This window comes from Rossellomorea arthrocnemi, assembly GCF_904424705.1.
Taxonomy (GTDB): Bacteria; Bacillota; Bacilli; order Bacillales; family Bacillaceae_B; genus Rossellomorea; species Rossellomorea arthrocnemi.
Genome location: NZ_CAJGBF010000014.1, coordinates 58,729 through 80,145, shown reverse-complemented (window position 1 = coordinate 80,145; position 21,417 = coordinate 58,729). Strand labels below are relative to the sequence as shown.

The following is a 21,417-nucleotide window of genomic DNA, read 5'->3' as shown; positions in this document are numbered from 1 at the left end:
CTCTCCCATGACACATTTTGCTAAAATGATAGTAATAATAGAAAGGACGGGCACTATGATGAAAACCCACTATTTCTTTGCACTTTCCCTGCCTGAGGAAACGAAACGATACATAAGAAGATCCACGGAGCCGATGATAGATGAGGGCTCGTTTAAGAAGTGGGTCCACCCCGAGGATTATCACCTGACCCTGGCCTTTTTAGGGAGTGCAGATGAGCTGAATACTGTCATGGATAAAGTGGGTAAGCTGCACTGTTTTTCTTTTCCACTAACCCTGGACAGGTTCGGTACTTTCGGACATAGTGATTCTCCCAGAATCTTATGGATGGGTGTCAAGCCTTCCGACATGCTTCAGCGTGTCCGGGATCTTGTATATGGTGCATGTGAAAATGCGGGCTTTCAATTGGATAAACGGCCATTTTCTCCCCACATTACGGTGGGAAGGAAGAGGGACCAAGAGTTCTTCTTTACCCATAAGTGGCTGAATAGGGTCCAGCCCACCTACAGCCATACGTTTACAGCAACAGAAATGGTTTTATATCGAACCCATCCGGACCGGATGCCTAAGTATGAAGCCATCCACACTATACCGTTACAGACAAATTGACCGTCATGAAAGGACCGATTCAATATGGCACAGCTGATTAAGCTTCAAGATTACGTTTCACGATATGAAACGGATTTATATCGATATCCTTCCCAATTTGTCCGATTAAAAAAGCAGCAATGGGAAAAAATGAAACAACATTGGGAAAATGGAGAGCTTCCTCCTGCTCCATCTCCTGTAAAGGAAGAGGTGGACGAAGAGAAGAACTCCGTGAAGGAAAAACTCTTTTCCCTTTTCAAAAAGAAAGAGGCAGAAGAAGAAGAACTTGCCCCTCAGCCGAGTGATGAAGAAATACATTTTGAATGGGAAGCAGGTCAGGATATCCACTCAGAGGAAGAATTGAAGATTTCCTTTTTGAATCTCGTATTCGATTTTCAGCTGAAATGGGCAAGTTCTACGATCATGGAAAAATCGTATGTGGACAACAGCTATCATTATGACGAACGGTTACGCTATCTTCTCCAACGTTTTCCGGATAATATATTTGTCTTGTACAACCCCGTTCTGAAAATCAAAAATGCACCAGTTGAGCTGGAAACGATCTTGATCACCCCTACGGGCATATGGTGTTTAACTTTTCTTGAGTTTGAGGAGGGAACTGCCTATATCGGTTCAGGAGAGAGATTCTGGTTAAAAAAATGGGGGGATATGGAAGCGAAAGTGTTAAATCCTCTCATAGGGTTAAAAAGGATGGAGAGAATCGTCCATCAAATCATCCGATATGCCGGAGTGGATCTTCCCATTTACCAAGCCGTCATTAGCAGGAATGGTTACATAGATTACCCTCAGTCCCCTGTGGGGGTTCAGTTTTTGGACAAGCGGATCCATAATGAATGGTTCCGGCAGCAGCGTTCAAGCTCTTCACCGATTAAAAGTGTGCAGCTGAAAGCGGCTCAGGCCATTTTGGAGTATTGTCAAACCACTTCCTTCAAAAGGCTTCAATGGGAAGAAGCTGCATCAGAAGAGTAGCCCACGGTTTTGAATAGAGGCTGATAGGGTATATTCTATCAGGTAGCGGTTAATTGACTTATTCATAAAAAACAAGCATATACCTTAATAAAGCATCAGTGAATGAAATGGGATATTGACCATGAACAGCGGACCGAATGGGCATTTAGTGAATATTATAAGATAGGTATCATCCTCACTAATACTGTTCTTTAGAAGTCGTAGGAAACGAAAAGCTAAAAGGTCCGGGTTCATTCCATTGAGTCGGAAAACGTAAACAGAAGTGGGTGGCAGAAGTGTTAGTCATTAGCAGGCAGTATGATGCGTTTTTAGATACATTTAATACGATTACCATGATCCTTCCATATGATTATCATGAGGGGAACTCGGGTCACTTCACCCTGATCAAAGGAAATGAAAAGATCGCTCTTCATATTGAAGAAAAGATTCCCCTGAATGATGCCATGAAATATGTAACGACCATTCAAAGTGAGAAGATCATCTTAGGTGATTTCTATGAAATTGTCGATGAGCATGATACAAAGACCGATCTCCAAATCGGAGCGGTTATACGAACCGAAGAATTTGATGCCCGGTACTATTATGATGGAAATGACCTTGGTGTAACAGACCAGGGGGGATGCACTGTTTTCAAGGTATGGGCACCGACTGCAACAGAAGTAAGGTTAAAACTTAAGTCACCGGGTGATGAGGAAACCCAATACTCGTATACAAGAATGGAAAGCGGCGTATGGGAATGCCGGGTGAAAAAGGATGTAGAAGGATACTTTTACACGATCCTTCCGTGCATTAATCTGGTTTGGGATGAGCTGGTCGATCCTTATGCGAAAGCAGTCTCATTAAATAGTGAATGGGGTTGTGTCATCAAACCGGTGGATGATGGTACGAATCATCCTCTCTCTCCGTTATCTTCACCGACAGATGCTGTGATTTATGAGTTGAATATCAGGGATTTCTCTGCACAAAAGGAGAGCGGTATGAAGTATAGAGGGAAATACTGCGCCTTTTCGGAAAAAGGAACGACAACACCAAATGGGTTCTCGAGCGGGATTCAGTACTTGAAGGAGCTTGGGGTCACTCATGTGGAGCTGCTTCCTGTAAACGATTTCGATGGTGTGACGGATAATCCTTCAGACACAAGTTATAATTGGGGATACAATCCTTTGTTCTTTAATGCACCTGAAGGGAGTTACAGCTTGAAGCCTGAAGATCCGTATGAGCGGATCCGGGAGTTAAAGACCGTGATCCGTTGTCTTCACGATGAGAATATCCGGGTCATTCAGGATGTGGTGTACAACCACGTGTTCATTCGGGAACAGTCATCTTTTGAAAAGCTCGTGCCAGGCTATTTTTTCCGCCATGATGAAAATGGCTTACCATCAAACGGCACGGGGGTTGGAAATGACTTTGCCTCTGAAAGGCTGATGGCAAGGAAGTTCATTGTCGATTCGATTCTTTATTGGATGACAGAATACGGTGTCGACGGTTTCCGGTTCGATCTGATGGGGATCCTGGATGTCAAGACCATGACCACGATCCGTGAAGAAGTCGATAAGGTGTTGCCGGGTGCAATATTAATAGGGGAAGGCTGGGATTTGAATACGCCGCTTCCTCCCCACCAGAAAGCCAACCTTCGTAATGCCCATCAGCTTCAAGGAATCGGGCAATTCAACGATTGGTTCAGGGACACCATTAAAGGAAGTACATTTAATTTATACGATAAAGGATTTGCCCTCGGTCACGGACAGCTTGAAGAAAAGGTGGAGCTTGTCCTAACCGGGAGCATAGGTATGAAGAGTGGTGAACGGGGACTCTTTAAAGAGCCCACCCAATCCGTTAACTATGTGGAGTCACATGATAATCATACTTTGTGGGATAAAATGAAGGCTTGCCTGAATGAAGACGAGGATACCCTTAAGGATCGTCATAAGCTAGCGACATCGATGGTGCTCTTATCTCAAGGAATTCCGTTTCTCCACGCAGGGCAGGAATTTTTCAGAACCAAAAAGGGGATCGAAAATAGCTATAACTCCCCAATCGAAATGAATCAGTTGGACTGGATCAGAAGAGAAGAGTTCGACGGCGTGGTTCAATATGTGAAAGCCCTGATCCAGATCAGGAAAAGTCACGGGGCATTCCGGTTACAAAAAAGTGATTTGATCCGGGAGCATGTAAAGGTGTCCCACAGCCAGGCAAATCTAGTGGATGTTTCCTATCATAATGTCCATCCATATGGTCCATGGGATGAAATCCTCATGGTCTTTCATTCGGATACGAAAACCTGTGAGTATTCCCTTCCGGATGGAAATAAATGGGTCTGTTTATCAGATGGCCATCAGGCAAGTGTTAAAGGTTTGTACGATATGAAGGAGCTTTCCATTACACTTCAGCCGGTCTCTTCCTATGTGTTTGTAAGGTAACAGTTCATTCCAGTGCTTGACGAAAACGCAAGATGACGATAAAATCGTAAACAGATGGCTATTGATTTGTATTGCCCAATAGCTGTCTTTTTTATTTTATAAGACATTAAACCTACCATAACAAATGAACATATAAATATGACAAAGGACCAATAGAAGGTGAATATATTGGAACACTTATTTGACCAAGATTGGGAAATAGTCCCCGCAGGCGGTGCTACGGGAGAAGCGTTCTTTGCTCAGTATCAGGAGCAAAGATTATTTCTGAAGCGTAATTCTTCCCCTTTTGTAGCTGTATTATCAGCAGAAGGAATCGTACCTAAGCTTGTTTGGACAAAACGAATGGAAAACGGGGACGTCATCACGGCACAACACTGGTTAAATGGGAGAGAATTAAAGCCCGAAGAAATGAAGGATGAACGGGTGGCAAGGCTTTTGAACAAGATCCATTCCTCGAAGCCTCTTTCCACCATGCTGGAGCGATTGGGTAAAGAGCCGTTTCAGCCCGAGCATATGCTGACAGAAGTGGAGACGGGATTAGAATTCGATCTTCTTTCCTTACCTGTCATCCGAGAGGCGCTTCTGTTTCTTCAAAAGGAGCTTATGGAAGTTCAACAGGAAGAATATGTGGTCTGTCATGGAGACGTCAATCATAACAACTGGCTGCTGTCTGATTACAACCAGTTGTATTTAATCGACTGGGACGGAGCAATGATCGCAGATCCTGCATTTGATGTAGGTTTGTTATTGTACTGGTATATCCCGGAGGATCAGTGGGAAAGCTGGCTGACTCAATACGGTACTGAGCTGACAGATAACTTGAAGCTGCGAATGAAATGGTATGTTGTGGCACAAACGATTTTGTCCATCCAATGGCATAAGGGGAAAGCGCGTTTCCACGAAATGAATCATTGGATTCAATATTTGCACAAGGTGATATGAATTAAGAATAGCTGTTCATATCAGTAACCCATTGGGACAGGTTTTGTTTGTTGGTCGTAATATGGTTCGTTAAGTCGGCTGAAGAGATTCCGCTTTGACTGTACTGATAAATTTCCTGTAAAACGGGTTTGACGTTTTCATGAATATCGGCATTGACCATCAATGACTTCACAAGCCGCTCAACCTGCTCACATTCAGAAACTGAACCGCAGCAATCCGTCGAATGATTGCTTAAAATATCGGATAATAACTGCATTTGATTCTGTGAATTTAAAGGCATGGAGTACACCCTTTCATTTTCATATGTTTGAATGAATCACGTACTTACTAAAGAGCCCTTCAAATGACCAGACCCTAAAAAGGAATTCACTACTAGTGTGTGAATTCCTTTTTCAATTATGCGTCCTTTTTTGAGGGACGGACCTCTATGCGGCGCATGGTACCATTTTGGCTCTTGCATAGGAAGGGGAGTCATGGTATGTTTTTTTCGATAATAAAAAATGAGGTGTCTACATGCGTTTACGTAATAAACCATGGGCTTCTGAGAAAATTAGTGATCATCCACAATACGTTGTGGCAGAACCCCAAGAGAAAAAAGGTCAATGGAATAAAGAGTTCGGAAACGATCATCCCATCCATATCGAGGTAGGAACAGGAAAAGGTCAATTCGTCACGGAAATGGCAAGGGCCAATCCGGACGTTAATTATATTGGAATTGAGCTATATGAAAGTGTCATCGTAACCGCTCTTGATCGCCTGATCGAAGCAGAGCTTCCAAATGTTAAGCTGTTGAATGTCGATGCGAAGAATCTGACAGAATACTTCGAAGCTGGAGAAGTGGACAGAGTATACTTGAACTTTTCTGATCCATGGCCGAAAAATCGCCATGAAAAGCGTCGCCTGATGTATAAGGACTTTTTGTCTATGTATGAACAAATTCTGATCAAAGGTGGGGAAATCCACTTTAAAACTGATAATCAAGGATTATTCGAGTACTCATTAAAGAGCTTCTCATGGTATGGTCTTCATTTGAATTTCCTAAGCCTTGATTTGCATAATAGTGAATTTGAAGGAAATATCATGACTGAATACGAAGAAAAGTTCTCAGCCAAAGGGCAAAGAATTTACCGTGTTGAAGCACAATTTCAACATTCATAATGATTGACTGACAGCCCTGCGATTTTGCAGGGCTGTTTTCGCAGGGATTGCGGTGGAAGGTGGAAGTCTAGAAGACAAGCACACACCTACAAGTTGTCCATCAATTCTGATAAAATGAATGAGTATGAACAAAGGAGGAGTCAGGATGGAAACATTAAAAGTAGGAGATCTAACAATACATTGGCTGAATGGCGGAGTGACTCACATGGATGGGGGAGCTATGTTTGGCGTGGTTCCAAAGCCTCTTTGGTCAAAAAAATATGCTGTAAATGAATTGAATCAGATTGAATTACGAACTGATCCCCTTTTCTTCCAGTGGGAAGGGAAAAATGTGTTGATCGAATCGGGTATCGGCAAAGGAAAACTGAATGATAAACAAAAGCGCAATTACGGAGTGGATGAAGAATCCGATATCGAAACATCACTTGCTACCCTTGGACTCTCGCCGAATGATATCGATGTGATCTTGATGACTCATATGCACTTCGATCATGCATGCGGATTGACTACATATAAGGGAGATGAATTGGTTTCTGTCTTCCCGAATGCCGCTATCTACACCTCACAGGTGGAATGGGATGAAATGAGGAATCCCAACGTGCGCTCCCGTAATACATATTGGAAGGAAAACTGGGAAAGCATTCAATCCCAAGTGAAAACGTATAAAGGAGAAATGGAAGTCCTCCCGGGGATTAAAATGGTCCACACTGGAGGCCATAGTGACGGTCATTCGATCATCCTGTTAGAGCATAACGGAGAAAAGTTTATTCATATGGCGGACATCATGCCTACACACGCACACAAAAACCCTTTATGGGTACTCGCTTATGACGACTATCCAATGACATCCATCGGTGCCAAAGAAAAGTGGATCAGTAAGGGGATTGAAGAAGAATATTGGTTTCTTTTCTATCATGACGCAGTATACAGAGGGATCAAGTGGAATAGAGACGGCGAAATTGTTGATAGAGTAGAAAGAGATAAATAGGCATTGAAAAAGGATGGTCCCGGATAAACGGGATCATCCCATTCTTTTAAGCTAAAGGGTACACATCCACAACCGTTCCCGTATACGCATCGGCCACGAACTCAAATTGCTCGAGTTTGCCGTCCTTTCGTCTGGATATGCCTCCTTTATACACTTTTGTGCTGACGGAGTGCTTCTGATAATCTTCAGGCTTCATCCCGATCCAAGAACCGTCGATGCTGCCCTCTCTTTTAAATGAAAGTTTAACGTTTTTTAATACTTTTTCAGCAGAAATGAGGCGTGTATCATCAAGCTTTTCTTTAAGTAAATATCCGCCCGCTGCTCCAATTCCGAGTCCAAATATGAAAGATTTCCAGTTCATTCTTTATTCCCTCCACAGGCAATTTTTGCGTGTTAAGCAGTCAGGATCCGTTTACTCGATCCTAACAAACTATCCGGCAATGATCGATAATTTTTTATCCATAGGTACATTCTATCAAAGAAATCATAAAAAAGAGAACTGCTTTTATTCTCAATTGGTGGTAAGGCGTGTGAAAGTTCTGTAAAATAAGATTATACATAAAGTAGATTTTATGAAAAGGGGTATATGACATGAAACAAGATACATTGGAATTATTTAAAACGTTGACGGAATTGCCGGGAGCACCCGGTAATGAGCATGCGGTTCGTAAATTTATGAAAGAACAATTATCTCAATACTCAGATGAGATCGTGCAGGACCGATTAGGCGGAGTATTCGGGGTTAAAAAAGGAAGCAATCAGGATCCCGTTGTCATGGTGGCCGGGCACATGGATGAAGTAGGCTTTATGGTTACATCGATTACGGATAATGGTATGATTCGATTCCAAACACTCGGTGGCTGGTGGAGTCAGGTGCTGCTTGCTCAACGGGTTCAGATCATGACGGATAACGGACCGATAACAGGTGTGATTGGCAGTATCCCACCGCACTTGCTTGGGGAAGAGCAACGGAGGAAGCCGATGGATATCAAGAATATGCTCATCGATATCGGGGCAGATGACCGGGAAAATGTACGTGAAATCGGGATCAAACCGGGTCAGCAGATTGTACCGATCTGTCCATTCACGCCTATGGCAAATGAAAAGAAGATCCTTGCCAAAGCTTGGGACAACCGCTATGGATGCGGCTTATCCATTGAATTATTAAAAGAGCTTCAGGGCGTATCCCTTCCGAATACCCTTTACTCCGGGGCGACGGTTCAAGAGGAGGTTGGATTGCGCGGTGCCCAGACAGCAGCCAACATGATCAATCCGGATATCTTCTTTGCCCTTGATGCGAGTCCTGCAAATGATATGTCAGGGGATAAAAATGAATTTGGACAACTAGGAAAAGGTGCGCTGCTTCGCATTCTTGATCGTTCAATGGTCACGCACAGGGGCATAAGGGAATTTGTTTTAGATACAGCTGAAACAAACAGCATTCCTTATCAGTACTTTGTGTCGCAAGGCGGGACAGATGCCGGAAGAGTACATATGTCAAATGAAGGGGTCCCAAGCGCAGTGGTGGGAATCTGTTCGAGATATATCCATACCCATGCTTCTATGATCCATATAGATGATTATGCGGCTGCCAAAGAGCTGATCGTCAAGCTAGTGAAGCAGTGTGATCGATCGACCATTGAGACCATTAAATCCAATGGATGATCACATTTAAATAAATATTAAAAGGCTGTCTCATTATGTACGTGTTGAGGCAGCCTTTTTATAGAGATAAAAAAGGGGGCATGCATGGCCGGCCCCCTGTTAGAAAAGAGGTATTTAAGTGTTGAAAGTAGCTATCGGAACACAAAACCCCGCGAAAGTACATGCGATCCAAAAAGCCTTTCAAGAACAATACGGAGAGGTTTTATTCCAATGTCTGAAAACCGATTCCAATGTAAGTGAGCAGCCCCTATCCGACCAGGAAACGATTGAAGGGGCATTAAACAGGGCCAAAAATGTACTCAAAGCCACGGAAAGTGATGTGGGGATCGGTCTTGAAGGAGGAGTATCAGAGTCCCTGTATGGAATGTTCGTCTGTAACTGGGGGGCACTTGTGGACCGGGACGGGAATGAAATCATTGGCGGTGGAGCCAGGATCCCCCTGCCAAACGAAATCATTAGGGGGTTAAAAGCTGGGAAAGAGCTCGGTCCCTTGATGGATGAGTATGCGAAAAGAACGGAAATTAGAAAAAAGGAAGGGGCCATTGGGGTACTTACCAACGATCTTGTGACGAGAAAGGAAATGTTCCGGCACGTGGTCGGACTTTTAATCGGCCAGTGGCAATATAAACAAAATAATCTTTGATGTGTTGAGAGGGTACTTGGCCCATACCAAATCGTCCAGTCCTTCATAGGATGGAGTATATCAGACTTTATTTTATCTGATAAATTCTTTCTAAGGAGGTTAGAATTTATGGGATGCAATCATTGTGACGACCGTGGCGGGCGTAGAGATGATCGCCGGGACGACCGATTTTGTTGTGATTGGGATAAATTCCTTTTTGGTGACAGAAGAAGATGTAATCTTTTTGGAGCGAATGATGATCGCAGAAGATGCGGTTGCGGCAGAGACAACGTCAGAGGAGCAGAAGACCGTAACAGAGGCTGCCATGGCAGAAGAGATGACGTAATGGGTGCTGAAGACAACCGAAGAAGATGTGGATGCAAAAGAAGACATAGAAACTGCTTCTGTAATCTATTCTGGTAAGATGATTGGAACTCCGTTTTAAACGGGGTTCTTTTTTTCTGATATCTGTCTTTACTCTGTATGTGCGTGCTGCTAGCGTTCTACCGGGCATCCTGGAGTAGAAATCAACCGGCACTTTCTTCTCTAAGAATCGTAGAGAAAAGAAATAAAAAAATCCCCCTGAAAGAATTCAGGGGGATCGATCCATTATTTTACACCTTTCATTGCCCGTTGGATCATAGGGGAAATCAGGAATAGAATAACAGCCAGTACAATTGCCATTCCACCGATTGAACCAAAGTAAAGTGTTTCATTTTCAGGTGAATAGAAGCGGACAAGCTGTGCGTTCAGAGCCTGTGCACCGGCTGACGCCAGGAACCAAAGACTCATCGTTTGAGCAGAGAACGCTTCTGGTGCAAGCTTAGTAGTAGCTGAAAGACCGACCGGTGATAAGCAAAGTTCACCAAGAACAACGATGAAGTAACTTAGCACGAGCCATAGTGGATTTACAAGCGAATCTTCTCCTCCCATTTGGGCAGGTAAAAGAATTACTAAGAAAGATAAACCGGCAAACAATAGACCGAATGAAAATTTCTTCGGAATCGAAGGCTGACGGTCACCCAATTTTACCCACATCCATGCAAATACTGGAGCTAACAGGATGATAAATAATGGGTTCAATGACTGGAACCATGCAGGAGAAATTGACATTCCCATGAAATCAAGTTGTGTACGCTTGTCTGCATAAGCAGCAAGAATAGTCGATCCTTGTTCCTGAATCGACCAGAACATAACTGCTGAAATAAATAATGGAATATAGGCAATGACTCTTGAACGTTCTGTTGCCGTTGTCTTTGGACTATAGTACATCACAATAAAGTAGATGGTTGGAACGACGATTCCGAAGATTCCGACGATATTGATAAATACGTCCAATGTGAATAAACCTGCCGGAATGGTGATTCCTAATAAAATGGCCAACCCTATTGCGACAGCACCTACGATTAATCCATATTTTTTCTTTTCGCGGGTATTAAGCGGGTTTGGAACATACGTACCTGCAAGACCCAGATTCTTTTTCTTCGTTAACATGAATACGACAAGACCTAAGAACATTCCGACTGCGGCAACTGAGAATCCCCAGTGGAACCCTTTCGCCTCCATAAGACTACCTACGATAAGTGGAGCGATGAAAGCACCTAAGTTGATACCCATGTAGAAAATACTGAATGCCGAATCACGGCGGGTATCATTTTCACTGTACATTTCACCTACAACAGTGGATACATTTGGTTTTAATAAACCTGTTCCGATTACGATCAATACCATTGAAACAAAGAACATAGATAAGTTCCCTGGAAATGATAAAGCAATGTGACCAAACATGATGAATATTCCACCGTAGAAAACGGCTTTTGACGTTCCGAATATCCTATCAGCCAACCAGCCCCCGATTACGCCTGACATATACACAAGTGAACCATAAATAGACATGATAGCTAAAGCGGTATTTTGCTCAAGACCCAGTCCACCTTTTGAAACCTCATAGTACATGTAGAATACGAGGATGGCACGCATTCCATAGTAAGAAAAGCGCTCCCAAAATTCAGTAAAGAACAAAGTGAATAATCCCTTCGGTTGTCCAAAGAAACCTTTTTGAGGGACACTATCCACAATTTTCTGTTTATTCATTGATGACATGTTACTACCTCCCTTATTCTTTTACTATAATATTTTAATATTTTCTTAAAGTCAAAAAAAGTTTGCAAATGGTTAATAATAACATAATAAATCTTTAGATTGCCAATATTTTATTATTTTTAAATAGTGAAAATAATTAGGACTATCGAAAGTGCAGAGGGTTTGAATGAAGAAACCTGCAGGATTGATCCTGCAGGTTTTTTGGGGTGATTTGGTTACTCAGATTCAAAAACGTAAGAAATAGTCTTTAATGCCTGTTCAATGGACGAAACGGTGATATTCGCCTTATTTGTAAGCTCTTTCAAAGGATGATGAAGTTTTTCAGGGCGAATGAGAATAAGGGGCTTTTGTAGGGTAAGGGCTGTGCTCGCATCCATTGCTGTGTTCCATTGCTTATATTCTTCCCCAAACAAAGCAATGACCACATCGGACTTTTTCATAAGAAGCTCGGTCCGGAAATTATTGACAGCAGAAGCTGCTTCATCACGGAAAATCTTGTTCGGTTGTTTCCCGAGGATTTCTTCCCCTATTGAGTCAGAACGATCGTGATTTTCCATGGGACCGACAAAATGAATGGGAAGTCGAAGGGCTTTTGCTTTCTCTTTTAATTCATCTCTCCAGGAACTATGTATCTCTCCAGCTAAATAAACGGTTAATTCCATCTTTGATCACCTTCCTATTTTTAGTCATCTTATCATAAATACCCTTCAGAAGGTAATTCAACCATTCTTCCCATGAAAAAGGCAGAATTTCTTATTGGAAGGGTTGTCAGGTAGGACTTTGTGAGGGTATCATAAGCGTAGGTCCTAGGCATGAAAGGGAGGAAATCGAGGATGAAAACCAAAGCATCGATTATTTTCTTTATTCTTGTGCTTATATTAGCAGGGTGCAATACGTCAATTGATCAAGAAAAAGAGGAGACAGCAAGCGTGGTGAAGGGTGCTTTGAGTTCAAATGAAGCAGCCGATGAAGAGGCTGGAAACATCAGCTTTTACCTTCCGTTTGGTGCCGAGATAGAAAAAGAATCTCCTTACAATATCATTATTTCAAAAAGCTCTGATACATTTATTCTTTTCACAAACCCTCAAGAGGATAAGGATAGTGAACTTCTATATAAAATGGCGATTAATGACAAAAAAAGTCTCGTGAAGCATGGGACTTTTAAAGAAGATGACCGCTTAGGATACTATGTCATTAAGGAACTGCCTGATACAGAAGATTACGAACTTACTGTTGGAGTGGGTGGAACGAAAGTAACGACACAATCGCAATTAAAGGACTTGGCGGATAACGCTGAAATGATGATGAAAATGGCAGCGTCAGTTAAACATAAATAAAAAGATATAGACCGTTTTTTTCTGTGGAAGCAGGAAAGGACGGTTTTTTTTGAGGTTGCATTATGCCTCTTCCCCAGGTTTGGCCATGTAAGAAGTGACCATTCCTTATTGCTCGAACGCTAAATTAATTCCCCTTAACCGTCCAGCAATCGTGTGAGGAGTATTTTTTATTGATCCGGAATGGATTTTCATCTACAGGAGAATAGGAGAAAATGCTCTTTAGTTTAGGAAAAATAATAGACAAATTCGACATGTGTCTTTACACTAGTAAAAGGAAAGAGGTTAACACGGAGGAGTGAAGTGCATGAGAGCTTATTTACAAAAGAAAGGTATTACGTTATCGGCAAAAACGTATGTTATAGATGCATTAAGTTATATGGCATTGGGATTGTTCAGTTCGTTGATTATTGGATTGATTATCAAAACGATCGGGGAACAACTCCCACTTCCCGGGGGATTAAGTGAATTCTTCATAGATATGGGGGGGCTCGCCATCAGCTTAATGGGACCGGCGATCGGGGTAGCCATTGCCTTTGGTCTTGGAGCACCGCCGCTTGTCTTATTCGCTGCCGTGGTGACCGGGGCTGCCGGTGCAAGTCTGGGAGGGCCTGCAGGAGCGTATGTTGCGGCTGTTCTATCCACAGAAATTGGGAAGCTCGTAAGTAAGACGACGAAAATAGATATAATCGTTACCCCATTTATCACGATTCTTGCAGGGTTTACGACAGCCTACTTTATCGGGCCTGGAATCGCTGACTTTATGAGCATGTTCGGGAGCTGGATCAGCTGGGCGACGGAGCAGAGACCGATCATCATGGGGATCCTGGTTGCGGCCCTCATGGGTCTTGCGTTGACAGCACCGATTTCAAGTGCGGCCATCGCACTGATGCTTGATTTGAGCGGGGTCGCGGCAGGAGCCGCTACGATTGGCTGTGCGGCACAAATGGTTGGATTTGCCGTCATCAGTTATCGTGAAAATCGGGTCGGCGGTTTATTTGCCCAGGGAATTGGAACTTCCATGCTTCAAGTCCCGAATATTGTCCGTAATCCCATTATCCTCATTCCACCGACTGTTGCAGGGATGATTCTTGCTCCCATCGGTACGACCATCTGGCTGATGGAAAACAATGCAGCCGGAGCAGGTATGGGAACCAGCGGATTCGTCGGTCAAATCATGACATTTAAAACAATGGGATTCAGCTGGGATGTCACAATGAAAATCCTTGTATTGCATTTTGTTGGACCTGCATTCATTAGCCTGTTAATATCTGAATATATGCGTAAACTAGGTTGGATCAAACCGAATCAAATGACGATAGAAACAGGGGGCAAATAAGATGCGTAAGCTTGAATCAGTGGAAGAGTTTCAACAGTTGAAAGAAAGCGGGAAGCATGTATTCATGTTTTCGGCGGACTGGTGTCCGGATTGCCGGATCATCGAACCAATCCTCCCGGAAATAGAAAGCCAATATGCAGAGTACACATTCCTATATGTAGACAGAGATCAGTTCATCGACCTGTGCATCGAGCTGGACATCTTCGGAATCCCGAGCTTTATAGCCTATGGAGATGGCCGTGAACTGGGACGATTTGTGAGTAAAGATCGCAAAACAAAAGAACAAATCGAGGACTTTATGAACACATTTGCTTCATAATCGAAAGAAAAGGGATCACCTAAAGATGGGATCCCTTTTCTTTTTGCCTGAATAGAAACAGGTTCCTTTTGAATTCTCTTCATTTTGATGTAAAATGTTATAAGTAATTAATCAAACTTGAGAGTGATGAAGCCATTACTTTCTATTATAAAAGGTAGCTCTTTTACAAAGATTGTTTTAAAACAATATCAAGGCGTCTGGGCTGATTTGTACTTCTTCGCTTTGATCATGTTAGAACAAGGTTGTTTGATAGAGGTTGGGATTACTTAGATTTTTCTATATCGAGAAAGGTGATTCTCGACTCCCGCGGGAATTGTTGCGAAGGTGAGTCCTCACAGGTCACCGACTGCCCCGTGGAAAGCGGGCACCTGAAGAGGACTGCCCCTCTCTTCTATAAAATATGTTTCAGAACAAAGTCTAAAAGCAAAAACAAAGGAGGATCAGTTTTGGACATAAAAAAGCTAAAAGGTTTACTCCAGGAACGATTAGAGAAGCCGAATCGTACGTTTACATATGATCGAGACAAAGATTCACTGAGAATTGAAAACACGGATACGAAAAAAGGGATCACCGTTGCCCTTCCCCCGATCGTCTCAAAATGGAAAGAAAACAATAAATCTATTATCGACGAAGTGGTCTATTACGTAGAAGAAGCGTTAAACGTAATGGGGACGGAAACGGAACTTGGCAGTAAACAGAAAAAGGTCTTTCCAGTGATCCGTTCAACCTCATTTGCCACCGAATCTAATGACGGGATTGCCCTCGTCACAGATGATCATACGGCTGAAACACGCATCTACTATGCTGTTGATTTAGGGAAAACCTACCGCCTGTTGGATGAGAACATGCTTAAGGCTGAAGGATGGACCCACGAGCAGATGAAGGAGACAGCTCTATTCAATGTCAGAAGCTTAACGACGGACATGAAGAAGGATGAAGTAGCAGGAAACATCTTCTACTTCCTCAACAATAACGATGGATACGATGCCAGTCGCATTTTGAATGACGCCTTTTTAAAACAGGTAAGTAAGGATATTCAAGGTGAGATGACGGTATCAGTGCCGCATCAGGATGTATTAGTCATCGGGGATATTCGTAATGAAACAGGCTACGATGTCCTGGCACAGATGACTATGAGTTTCTTTACGACAGGAAATGTACCGATTACGGCGTTATCTTTCGTCTATGAAGAAGGGGAATTGGAGCCGATCTTCATTTTGGCTAAAAATCGCAAAAAGGAAAGGGAGAAGAAATAATGAACGTATTTTACAACTTGGAAGGCATTGGGGATACCCTGATCGTTACACTGGATCCAGGATTCGAAGGAGAAGTTCAACACGAAAGAAAAGAAGATGCTGCACGTTTGTTTGATGAAAAAACAGGGAAAACACTTGGTTATAACCTATTTCAAGCATCAAAGTATTTGGATGTAAGCGAAGTGGGACCTGTCGAGATGAATGATGAAAAGCTCAAATTGATCAATGAAGCCATCAAGAAGAACGGTTTCAATGAGGAATTGGAAGCAGATTTTTCACCAAAGTTCGTGGTTGGGTATGTGTCTGAAAAAGAAAAGCATCCAAATGCAGACAAGCTGAATATATGTACCGTGGATGTTGGGGAAGGAACCCTGCAAATCGTCTGTGGTGCACCAAACGTTGATAAAGGACAAAAAGTCGTGGTGGCGAAAGTGGGCGCTATTATGCCAAGCGGTATGGTCATTAAGGATGCAGAGCTCCGCGGAGTGGCTTCATCAGGCATGATTTGCTCTGCCAAGGAACTTGCCCTTCCAGATGCCCCTCAAGAAAAAGGCATCCTGGTTCTAGAAGATACATATCAAGTGGGTCAACCTTTTACAGCTTAAAAAAGTATACCTGGGTCCGGTGTGGGCCCGGGTATTTTTTTCGTATGAGTGACAGGTTGTTGAAGGGATTTGAAGTGCGGTATTTTGAAACATGCTAGGATTGATCAATGAAGTGCTCAGCGACGGAGTGTCAGGTCGGGATATTTCGACAAAATGCTCATAAATTAGAAAGGAATGCTTGTCGGGCCTGAGCAAGCCGCCTGCGCTTTTCGGATTGTCTAGCTCCGGCGGCTAGTCCCTCGAGGTCACAACGGAAAAATCCCATAAGGCAAAAAGCGCCTTTTGGGATTTTCCCGTTGTGCTTGTCGGGACTCCCCAGCCGCCTGCGCTTTTCGTGTTACATTCTCTTTACGCCTATGTTTGTTTCGACACAATTCTTTAACAATTCTCTTATTCTATCGAAATGACTCGAATTTTTCTCTTTAACTGATAAAATAAATAGTAAGTATGAAAGAAAGAGTGATGTTTGTGAGTTGGATTAAAAAAATATTTGGTAAATTATCAGATAATGATGAACAATTTGAAGAGTATTATGATGAAAACCACGACGATGTTCAGAAAATCGAACCGAAAAAAACTGAACGTAAACATATAGCAGGGCCCAGCCATTCTCGTGATGTAGAAGCAAGGATGACCTATCAATATCCTAAAGGGAATTTCCGATTCCCCCTTATATCCGATGGGGAAAACAGAGAGCGTCCGCGGAGAACACGAAGAAATCAGGAAAAAGAAGAGCATCCCAAGGAACAGGAGAAGAAGGATCGAAACCAATCTTCGGGCAGCCGGAAATGGAAAGAAGAAACCCATTCCACCCCTGTCAAAACAAAGAAAGCACCAAAAGTAGAAAAAGGAAACAGCCGGCCATTTACCCCTACGGAAATTCCATCGCCTATTTATGGTTTTAAAGGAAGACCAGTTAAAAAAGAAGAAAGCGTCGAATACGAACTGAAGAAGTTTTTACATAGTGAAGAAGAAAGGAAAGAATCAGTCATTGATCATAAAGCTATATCAATTGCAGAGGACTCCATTCCTTTAGAAGAAAAGACGTCTTCCGTTCTGATCGAATCAGAAGTTACAGAACCGGTAGAGTCACTGAAAGAAGAAGTGAAAGAAAAGACACCTACTTATGAACAACCTGCAGATCAACCGGATCAGACTGAAAAGATACAAGGAACCCGAAATGCTGAAACAGAGCATGGGGATCATGAGGAGGAAATGGAGGTTGTAGGCACTGCCCACACACCAAGTGAAGGTGGTTCACTTGTAACAGAACCGGGAGCGCTGATAGAAGAACCTGATATGTCAAGACATTATGAACCCGTCCAAGATTTGGATTCTCCCGCTCAATCGACAATCATTCAGGAGTCTCGAGATTCTGTCATGGAAGCGCCTGTCCGGGAGGAGTCTCCTTCTTTTGAAGAAAAGACAACTGCAGAGGATCCTGATGAAGAGAGTCTTGAAGAGGGGGAATCTGAAGCAGCTGTTCCGTCAGAACCGGTCAAGGAAGAGCCTCAAAAACGAAAGAGGTCACATCTTCCTTTTAACGTATTAATGCTCAAACAGGATAAGCGGCAGATGGATAGTCGTAAATCCATTGGACGTACAGAAACTGCTCCTGCAGTGGAGAGACAAAGGACAACTGAACCAACGGCCCAGACAACTCCTGTCAAGGAGGCACGACAGGAAGAAACACCTGAAGACCTTCAGTATTCAGAAGAGAAGACATCTCAACAGAAGCAAGTCCAAGGGGAAGAAGCAGTAAAGAGTTACAGTGAATTAAGCTCATCATCGAAAAGAACGAGAGACTATGTCTTTCCGGAATTGGATTATCTGATGCCGCCGGTTTCAAAGGAACTGAGTGGAGAGTGGCTGGATTCTCAAAGACTATTACTGGATGAGACCCTTCATAATTTCAACGTCAGGGCAAAAGTCGTGAATGTCACCCAGGGGCCGTCGGTCACACGATTCGAGGTTCAACCGGAACCAGGGGTAAAGGTCAATAAAATTACAAATCTAACAGATGATATAAAGCTGAGCCTGGCAGCCAAGGACATCCGGATGGAAGCACCGATACCCGGTAAGCATACGATCGGTATTGAGGTGCCGAACAGGGAGAGCCGGCCGGTCTGCATCAGTGAAGTCATCGCAAGCCCTGCGTTTCAAGAGCCGTCTTCCCCTTTGACCGCTGTACTGGGACTGGATATATCCGGCCAGCCCATCGTGACAGACCTCAGCAAGATGCCACATGGTCTCATAGCAGGGGCCACGGGTTCTGGTAAAAGTGTGTGTATCAATTCAATTCTCGTCAGTCTTTTGTACAAGGCATCACCTGATGAACTAAAGATGCTTCTCATTGATCCGAAGATGGTCGAGCTTGCCCCGTATAATCGGATTCCACACCTGGTGAGTCCAGTAATCACCGATGTGAAAGCAGCGACTGCAGCACTAAAGTGGGCCGTGGAGGAAATGGAAAGACGATACGAATTATTTGCCCACACCGGTGTGCGGGATATTAAGCGATTCAATGAATTGGCCAAGCGAAATAAACAATACAGCGATATGCTCCCATATTTAGTGATCGTTATTGATGAGTTGGCTGATTTGATGATGATGTCTCCAGCAGATGTAGAAGAAGCAATATGCCGAATCGCCCAGAAGGCACGTGCCTGTGGAATTCACTTGATCATTGCCACTCAGCGTCCTTCAGTCGATGTCATCACAGGTCTGATTAAAGCGAATGTGCCGACAAGAGTCGCATTTTCCGTATCTTCAAGCGTTGACTCAAGAACAATCATAGATGGGAGCGGTGCCGAGCGACTGCTCGGTAAGGGAGATATGCTCTTCCTTGAAAATGGATCATCCAAACCCGTCCGCTTGCAGGGTACGTTCGTATCCGATGACGAAATCGATGACATCATCAATCATGTAAGAGAGCAAAGAGAACCGGACTATCTCTTCCAACAGGATGAATTGATCAAGAAAGCACAGGTTACCGAGGAAGAAGATGAATTATTTTTAGAAGCGTGCGAATTTGTCGTCGATCAGGGCGGGGCATCAGCATCAAGCTTACAGCGCCGCTTCAGGATCGGTTATAACCGGGCAGCAAGATTGATGGAAATGATGGAGAGTAATGGAATCATCTCCGAGTCGAGAGGCAGTAAACCAAGGGATATCCTGATCTCTGAAAGTGAATTGGAGACATTGGCCTAGACTAGTACAAATATTTAATACATGGTATTCTGTTTATATCTGTCCAATAAGGACTCAGTAAACAGAATACCTATTATTTTTGTGTAGGAAGTGCCATAAGGAGCTTTAGTGATGAAAGAAATCGAATTGAAACTTCAAGGGAAACTCAACAGGTTGACCAATCATACATTTAAGTTTGATGAAAGAATCAAGGATGGCTGGTTTTCAGCTGTTTATTTTTTGAAGACGAAAGAAATCGCCAAGAAGAAAAAGCCGGATGCGTTCGTGACCATGCAATTTTTTCAAAAGACCCATGCCGTCATTTGTGGAACAGATGAAGTGATTGCTCTTCTGCATACATTCGCTGATAATCCGCAAAATCTTGAAATCCACTCCTTAAAGGATGGGGACCAGATTTCTCCTTTTGAAACTGTGCTCACCATCAAGGGGCGTTACCAGGACTTTGGCTATTTAGAAGGCATCATTGACGGCATCCTTGCCAGAAGAACGTCCGTTGCCACAAGCGTTTATAATGTCATGAAAGCTGCATCCATCTCAGGGCAGCAGAAGCCGGTTATCTTCATGGGTGACCGGGATGATCATTTCACCCAGCAGGCCGGGGATGGATATGCGGCATTCATCGGTGGATCCACCGCCCAGGCGACACACGCCATGAACGAATGGTGGGGGAAAAAGGGGATGGGGACCATGCCTCATGCCCTCATCCAATTATTTAATGGGGATATCGTCGAAGCCACGAAAGCGTACAAGGAAACCTTTCCTGAAGATGAACTCATTGCCCTTGTCGATTATAACAACGATGTCATAACCGATTCCTTAAAGGTTGCAAGAGAGTTTGGACAAGAATTAAAAGGGGTAAGGGTAGATACATCAAGAATGATGATCGATAAATATTTCCTTCGTAATCAGCATGTGCTTGGAACCTTTGATCCACGCGGGGTCAATATGCAGCTTATCAATGCATTGAGAAATGCTTTGGATGAAGAAGGATACAATCACGTCAAGATTGTGGTGTCAGGCGGTTTCAATGAAGACCGAATCCGCCAGTTTGAGGAAAATCAAGTTCCAGTAGATATGTACGGGGTGGGAAGCAGCCTCTTGAAGATCCATGTCGGATTTACGGGTGATAATGTCGTCATCGACGGTTCCCCTGAAGCAAAGGCAGGGAGAAAGCTTCGCCCTAACTCTCGACTGGAAAAAGTAGAATTCGAATAGGTGAGAACATGCAAGAACAGGAAAGTACTTTGGATCTTGAACAGTTTAGACAGAAAAAGCAGAAGATCGCAGAGGATCACATAAAGGACCTTTACCGGAAAGCGTATGATTACGCCTGGAAGGAAACCAATATAAGAGAAAAAGTAAGGGCAAAGATGATATTTTCCAAGCGTTTTCTTCAACAAGATGATGACCGTTTGTCTAAAGATGTCGAGAAATTATTTCAAGAATGGTTTCTGTTCGACTATAAAACCATTAAGGGTCAGACCCTATTTTTTCAATTTCTCCAGTCGCATCCTTTGCCTGAATCAACCAAACTTCTTGGTGCAGTGGTATTGACTGCTGCCTGGGAACCGATCAAAGTGATGCAAAAAGATGGACAAAGCATATACTGCCGGCACATCATTCATGGTGATGAGGCACTTGTTAAATTGAACCATGATTGTATGGAAAAGGAAATGGTGGAAGGGCAGGTGTATTTCGTGAGGAAAGTCCCGCTGGTTGTCCACCAGTGGATCTTAGGTCCTGTTTTCTACGTGGATTCACAGGATGTTGTAACGAACCTTAAAAATCATTACGGTCAAATGAATCAAAAAACTGGGGTATTATGGAGAACATTCTTAAAAGAAGAAGCGCCAAACTTCATTCTATCCAGCCTTTCGTAG

General features: G+C 43.3%; 21 protein-coding genes. 17 read left to right on the top strand and 4 right to left on the bottom strand.

The window, feature by feature from the left end; all coding sequences use genetic code 11:
• Window positions 1–55: 55 nt before the first annotated feature.
• The 4 genes from thpR to BAA9072_RS17210 all read left to right on the top strand — a co-directional run bounded on the left by thpR (window position 56) and on the right by BAA9072_RS17210 (window position 4,938).
• Window positions 56–607 (top strand): RNA 2',3'-cyclic phosphodiesterase, encoded by a 552-nt coding sequence (thpR, locus tag BAA9072_RS17225; RefSeq protein ID WP_201715925.1) that lies wholly within the window; start codon window positions 56–58, stop codon window positions 605–607.
• Window positions 608–631: 24 nt separating this feature from the next.
• A complete protein-coding gene (locus BAA9072_RS17220) occupies window positions 632–1,576 on the top strand; it encodes a nuclease-related domain-containing protein (RefSeq protein WP_201715924.1) in 945 nt (314 codons plus the stop codon).
• A gap of 275 nt (window positions 1,577–1,851) precedes the next feature.
• Window positions 1,852–3,996 (top strand): type I pullulanase, encoded by a 2,145-nt coding sequence (pulA, locus tag BAA9072_RS17215; protein WP_201715923.1) that lies wholly within the window; start codon window positions 1,852–1,854, stop codon window positions 3,994–3,996.
• Window positions 3,997–4,164: 168 nt separating this feature from the next.
• Window positions 4,165–4,938: a phosphotransferase family protein gene (locus tag BAA9072_RS17210; RefSeq protein ID WP_201715922.1), complete on the top strand. Its 774-nt coding sequence runs from the start codon at window positions 4,165–4,167 to the stop codon at window positions 4,936–4,938.
• Between the two features lies 1 nt (window position 4,939).
• On the opposite strand, the gene BAA9072_RS17205 is transcribed toward BAA9072_RS17210, so the two are convergent.
• Window positions 4,940–5,218, bottom strand: coding sequence for a YtzH-like family protein (locus BAA9072_RS17205; protein WP_201715921.1), 279 nt, complete (start codon window positions 5,216–5,218; stop codon window positions 4,940–4,942).
• A 233-nt stretch (window positions 5,219–5,451) separates the two neighbouring features.
• Here BAA9072_RS17205 and trmB point away from each other — a divergent pair, with 233 nt between their 5' ends.
• On the top strand, window positions 5,452–6,096 hold the full coding sequence (gene trmB / locus BAA9072_RS17200) for a tRNA (guanosine(46)-N7)-methyltransferase TrmB (RefSeq protein ID WP_201715920.1): 645 nt from the start codon (window positions 5,452–5,454) through the stop codon (window positions 6,094–6,096).
• 145 nt (window positions 6,097–6,241) lie between these two features.
• On the top strand, window positions 6,242–7,084 hold the full coding sequence (locus BAA9072_RS17195) for a YtnP family quorum-quenching lactonase (RefSeq protein ID WP_201715919.1): 843 nt from the start codon (window positions 6,242–6,244) through the stop codon (window positions 7,082–7,084).
• A 46-nt stretch (window positions 7,085–7,130) separates the two neighbouring features.
• On the opposite strand, the gene BAA9072_RS17190 is transcribed toward BAA9072_RS17195, so the two are convergent.
• Entirely contained in the window at window positions 7,131–7,445 is a 315-nt protein-coding gene (locus BAA9072_RS17190; RefSeq protein ID WP_201715918.1) for a PepSY domain-containing protein, read from the bottom strand.
• A gap of 230 nt (window positions 7,446–7,675) precedes the next feature.
• Between BAA9072_RS17190 and BAA9072_RS17185 the strand changes: the two genes are divergently transcribed.
• The 3 genes from BAA9072_RS17185 to BAA9072_RS17175 all read left to right on the top strand — a co-directional run bounded on the left by BAA9072_RS17185 (window position 7,676) and on the right by BAA9072_RS17175 (window position 9,717).
• Entirely contained in the window at window positions 7,676–8,749 is a 1,074-nt protein-coding gene (locus BAA9072_RS17185; RefSeq protein ID WP_201715917.1) for a M42 family metallopeptidase, read from the top strand.
• Window positions 8,750–8,867: 118 nt separating this feature from the next.
• Complete coding sequence (locus tag BAA9072_RS17180; RefSeq protein ID WP_330999307.1) at window positions 8,868–9,392, top strand: DUF84 family protein; 525 nt, start codon at window positions 8,868–8,870, stop codon at window positions 9,390–9,392.
• Between the two features lie 124 nt (window positions 9,393–9,516).
• Window positions 9,517–9,717, top strand: coding sequence for a hypothetical protein (locus tag BAA9072_RS17175; protein ID WP_201715916.1), 201 nt, complete (start codon window positions 9,517–9,519; stop codon window positions 9,715–9,717).
• A 263-nt stretch (window positions 9,718–9,980) separates the two neighbouring features.
• Here the strand turns inward: BAA9072_RS17175 and BAA9072_RS17170 are convergent, their stop codons facing one another.
• Both BAA9072_RS17170 and BAA9072_RS17165 read right to left on the bottom strand, forming a co-directional pair.
• Window positions 9,981–11,474 carry a peptide MFS transporter gene (locus BAA9072_RS17170; protein WP_201715915.1) on the bottom strand — a complete coding sequence of 498 codons (1,494 nt, stop codon included), beginning with the start codon at window positions 11,472–11,474 and terminating at the stop codon, window positions 9,981–9,983.
• Window positions 11,475–11,689: 215 nt separating this feature from the next.
• Window positions 11,690–12,136, bottom strand: a complete 447-nt coding sequence (locus BAA9072_RS17165; RefSeq protein ID WP_201715914.1) for a YtoQ family protein — start codon at window positions 12,134–12,136, stop codon at window positions 11,690–11,692.
• 171 nt (window positions 12,137–12,307) lie between these two features.
• On the opposite strand from BAA9072_RS17165, the gene BAA9072_RS17160 reads away from it, so the two are divergent.
• The 8 genes from BAA9072_RS17160 to BAA9072_RS17125 all read left to right on the top strand — a co-directional run bounded on the left by BAA9072_RS17160 (window position 12,308) and on the right by BAA9072_RS17125 (window position 21,417).
• The gene (locus BAA9072_RS17160) at window positions 12,308–12,811 is read left to right on the top strand and encodes a hypothetical protein (protein WP_201715913.1); all 504 of its coding nucleotides are present in this window, start codon (window positions 12,308–12,310) and stop codon (window positions 12,809–12,811) included.
• A 304-nt stretch (window positions 12,812–13,115) separates the two neighbouring features.
• Entirely contained in the window at window positions 13,116–14,147 is a 1,032-nt protein-coding gene (locus BAA9072_RS17155) for a PTS transporter subunit IIC (RefSeq protein ID WP_201715912.1), read from the top strand.
• 1 nt (window position 14,148) lies between these two features.
• Window positions 14,149–14,466, top strand: a complete 318-nt coding sequence (locus BAA9072_RS17150; protein ID WP_201715911.1) for a thioredoxin family protein — start codon at window positions 14,149–14,151, stop codon at window positions 14,464–14,466.
• A gap of 446 nt (window positions 14,467–14,912) precedes the next feature.
• Window positions 14,913–15,722, top strand: a complete 810-nt coding sequence (locus BAA9072_RS17145) for a DUF1444 domain-containing protein (protein WP_201715910.1) — start codon at window positions 14,913–14,915, stop codon at window positions 15,720–15,722.
• A complete protein-coding gene (gene ytpR / locus BAA9072_RS17140; RefSeq protein ID WP_201715909.1) occupies window positions 15,722–16,327 on the top strand; it encodes a YtpR family tRNA-binding protein in 606 nt (201 codons plus the stop codon). Before BAA9072_RS17145 ends, ytpR begins: the two co-directional genes overlap by 1 nt.
• A 468-nt stretch (window positions 16,328–16,795) precedes the next feature.
• On the top strand, window positions 16,796–19,537 hold the full coding sequence (locus tag BAA9072_RS17135) for a DNA translocase FtsK (RefSeq protein WP_408015246.1): 2,742 nt from the start codon (window positions 16,796–16,798) through the stop codon (window positions 19,535–19,537).
• A 111-nt stretch (window positions 19,538–19,648) separates the two neighbouring features.
• Window positions 19,649–20,752: a nicotinate phosphoribosyltransferase gene (locus tag BAA9072_RS17130; RefSeq protein ID WP_201715907.1), complete on the top strand. Its 1,104-nt coding sequence runs from the start codon at window positions 19,649–19,651 to the stop codon at window positions 20,750–20,752.
• An 8-nt stretch (window positions 20,753–20,760) separates the two neighbouring features.
• The gene (locus BAA9072_RS17125; RefSeq protein WP_201715906.1) at window positions 20,761–21,417 is read left to right on the top strand and encodes a hypothetical protein; all 657 of its coding nucleotides are present in this window, start codon (window positions 20,761–20,763) and stop codon (window positions 21,415–21,417) included.

Coding starts and splice junctions, on each gene's coding strand:
- BAA9072_RS17190 (WP_201715918.1), bottom strand. CDS start 7,445: ATGAACTGGAAATCTTTCATATTTGGACTCGGAATTGGAGCAGCGGGC.
- BAA9072_RS17125 (WP_201715906.1), top strand. CDS start 20,761: ATGCAAGAACAGGAAAGTACTTTGGATCTTGAACAGTTTAGACAGAAA.
- thpR (WP_201715925.1), top strand. CDS start 56: ATGATGAAAACCCACTATTTCTTTGCACTTTCCCTGCCTGAGGAAACG.
- BAA9072_RS17205 (WP_201715921.1), bottom strand. CDS start 5,218: ATGCCTTTAAATTCACAGAATCAAATGCAGTTATTATCCGATATTTTA.
- BAA9072_RS17160 (WP_201715913.1), top strand. CDS start 12,308: ATGAAAACCAAAGCATCGATTATTTTCTTTATTCTTGTGCTTATATTA.
- BAA9072_RS17185 (WP_201715917.1), top strand. CDS start 7,676: ATGAAACAAGATACATTGGAATTATTTAAAACGTTGACGGAATTGCCG.
- BAA9072_RS17155 (WP_201715912.1), top strand. CDS start 13,116: ATGAGAGCTTATTTACAAAAGAAAGGTATTACGTTATCGGCAAAAACG.
- BAA9072_RS17130 (WP_201715907.1), top strand. CDS start 19,649: ATGAAAGAAATCGAATTGAAACTTCAAGGGAAACTCAACAGGTTGACC.
- BAA9072_RS17165 (WP_201715914.1), bottom strand. CDS start 12,136: ATGGAATTAACCGTTTATTTAGCTGGAGAGATACATAGTTCCTGGAGA.
- BAA9072_RS17220 (WP_201715924.1), top strand. CDS start 632: ATGGCACAGCTGATTAAGCTTCAAGATTACGTTTCACGATATGAAACG.
- BAA9072_RS17150 (WP_201715911.1), top strand. CDS start 14,149: ATGCGTAAGCTTGAATCAGTGGAAGAGTTTCAACAGTTGAAAGAAAGC.
- BAA9072_RS17170 (WP_201715915.1), bottom strand. CDS start 11,474: ATGTCATCAATGAATAAACAGAAAATTGTGGATAGTGTCCCTCAAAAA.
- BAA9072_RS17195 (WP_201715919.1), top strand. CDS start 6,242: ATGGAAACATTAAAAGTAGGAGATCTAACAATACATTGGCTGAATGGC.
- trmB (WP_201715920.1), top strand. CDS start 5,452: ATGCGTTTACGTAATAAACCATGGGCTTCTGAGAAAATTAGTGATCAT.
- ytpR (WP_201715909.1), top strand. CDS start 15,722: ATGAACGTATTTTACAACTTGGAAGGCATTGGGGATACCCTGATCGTT.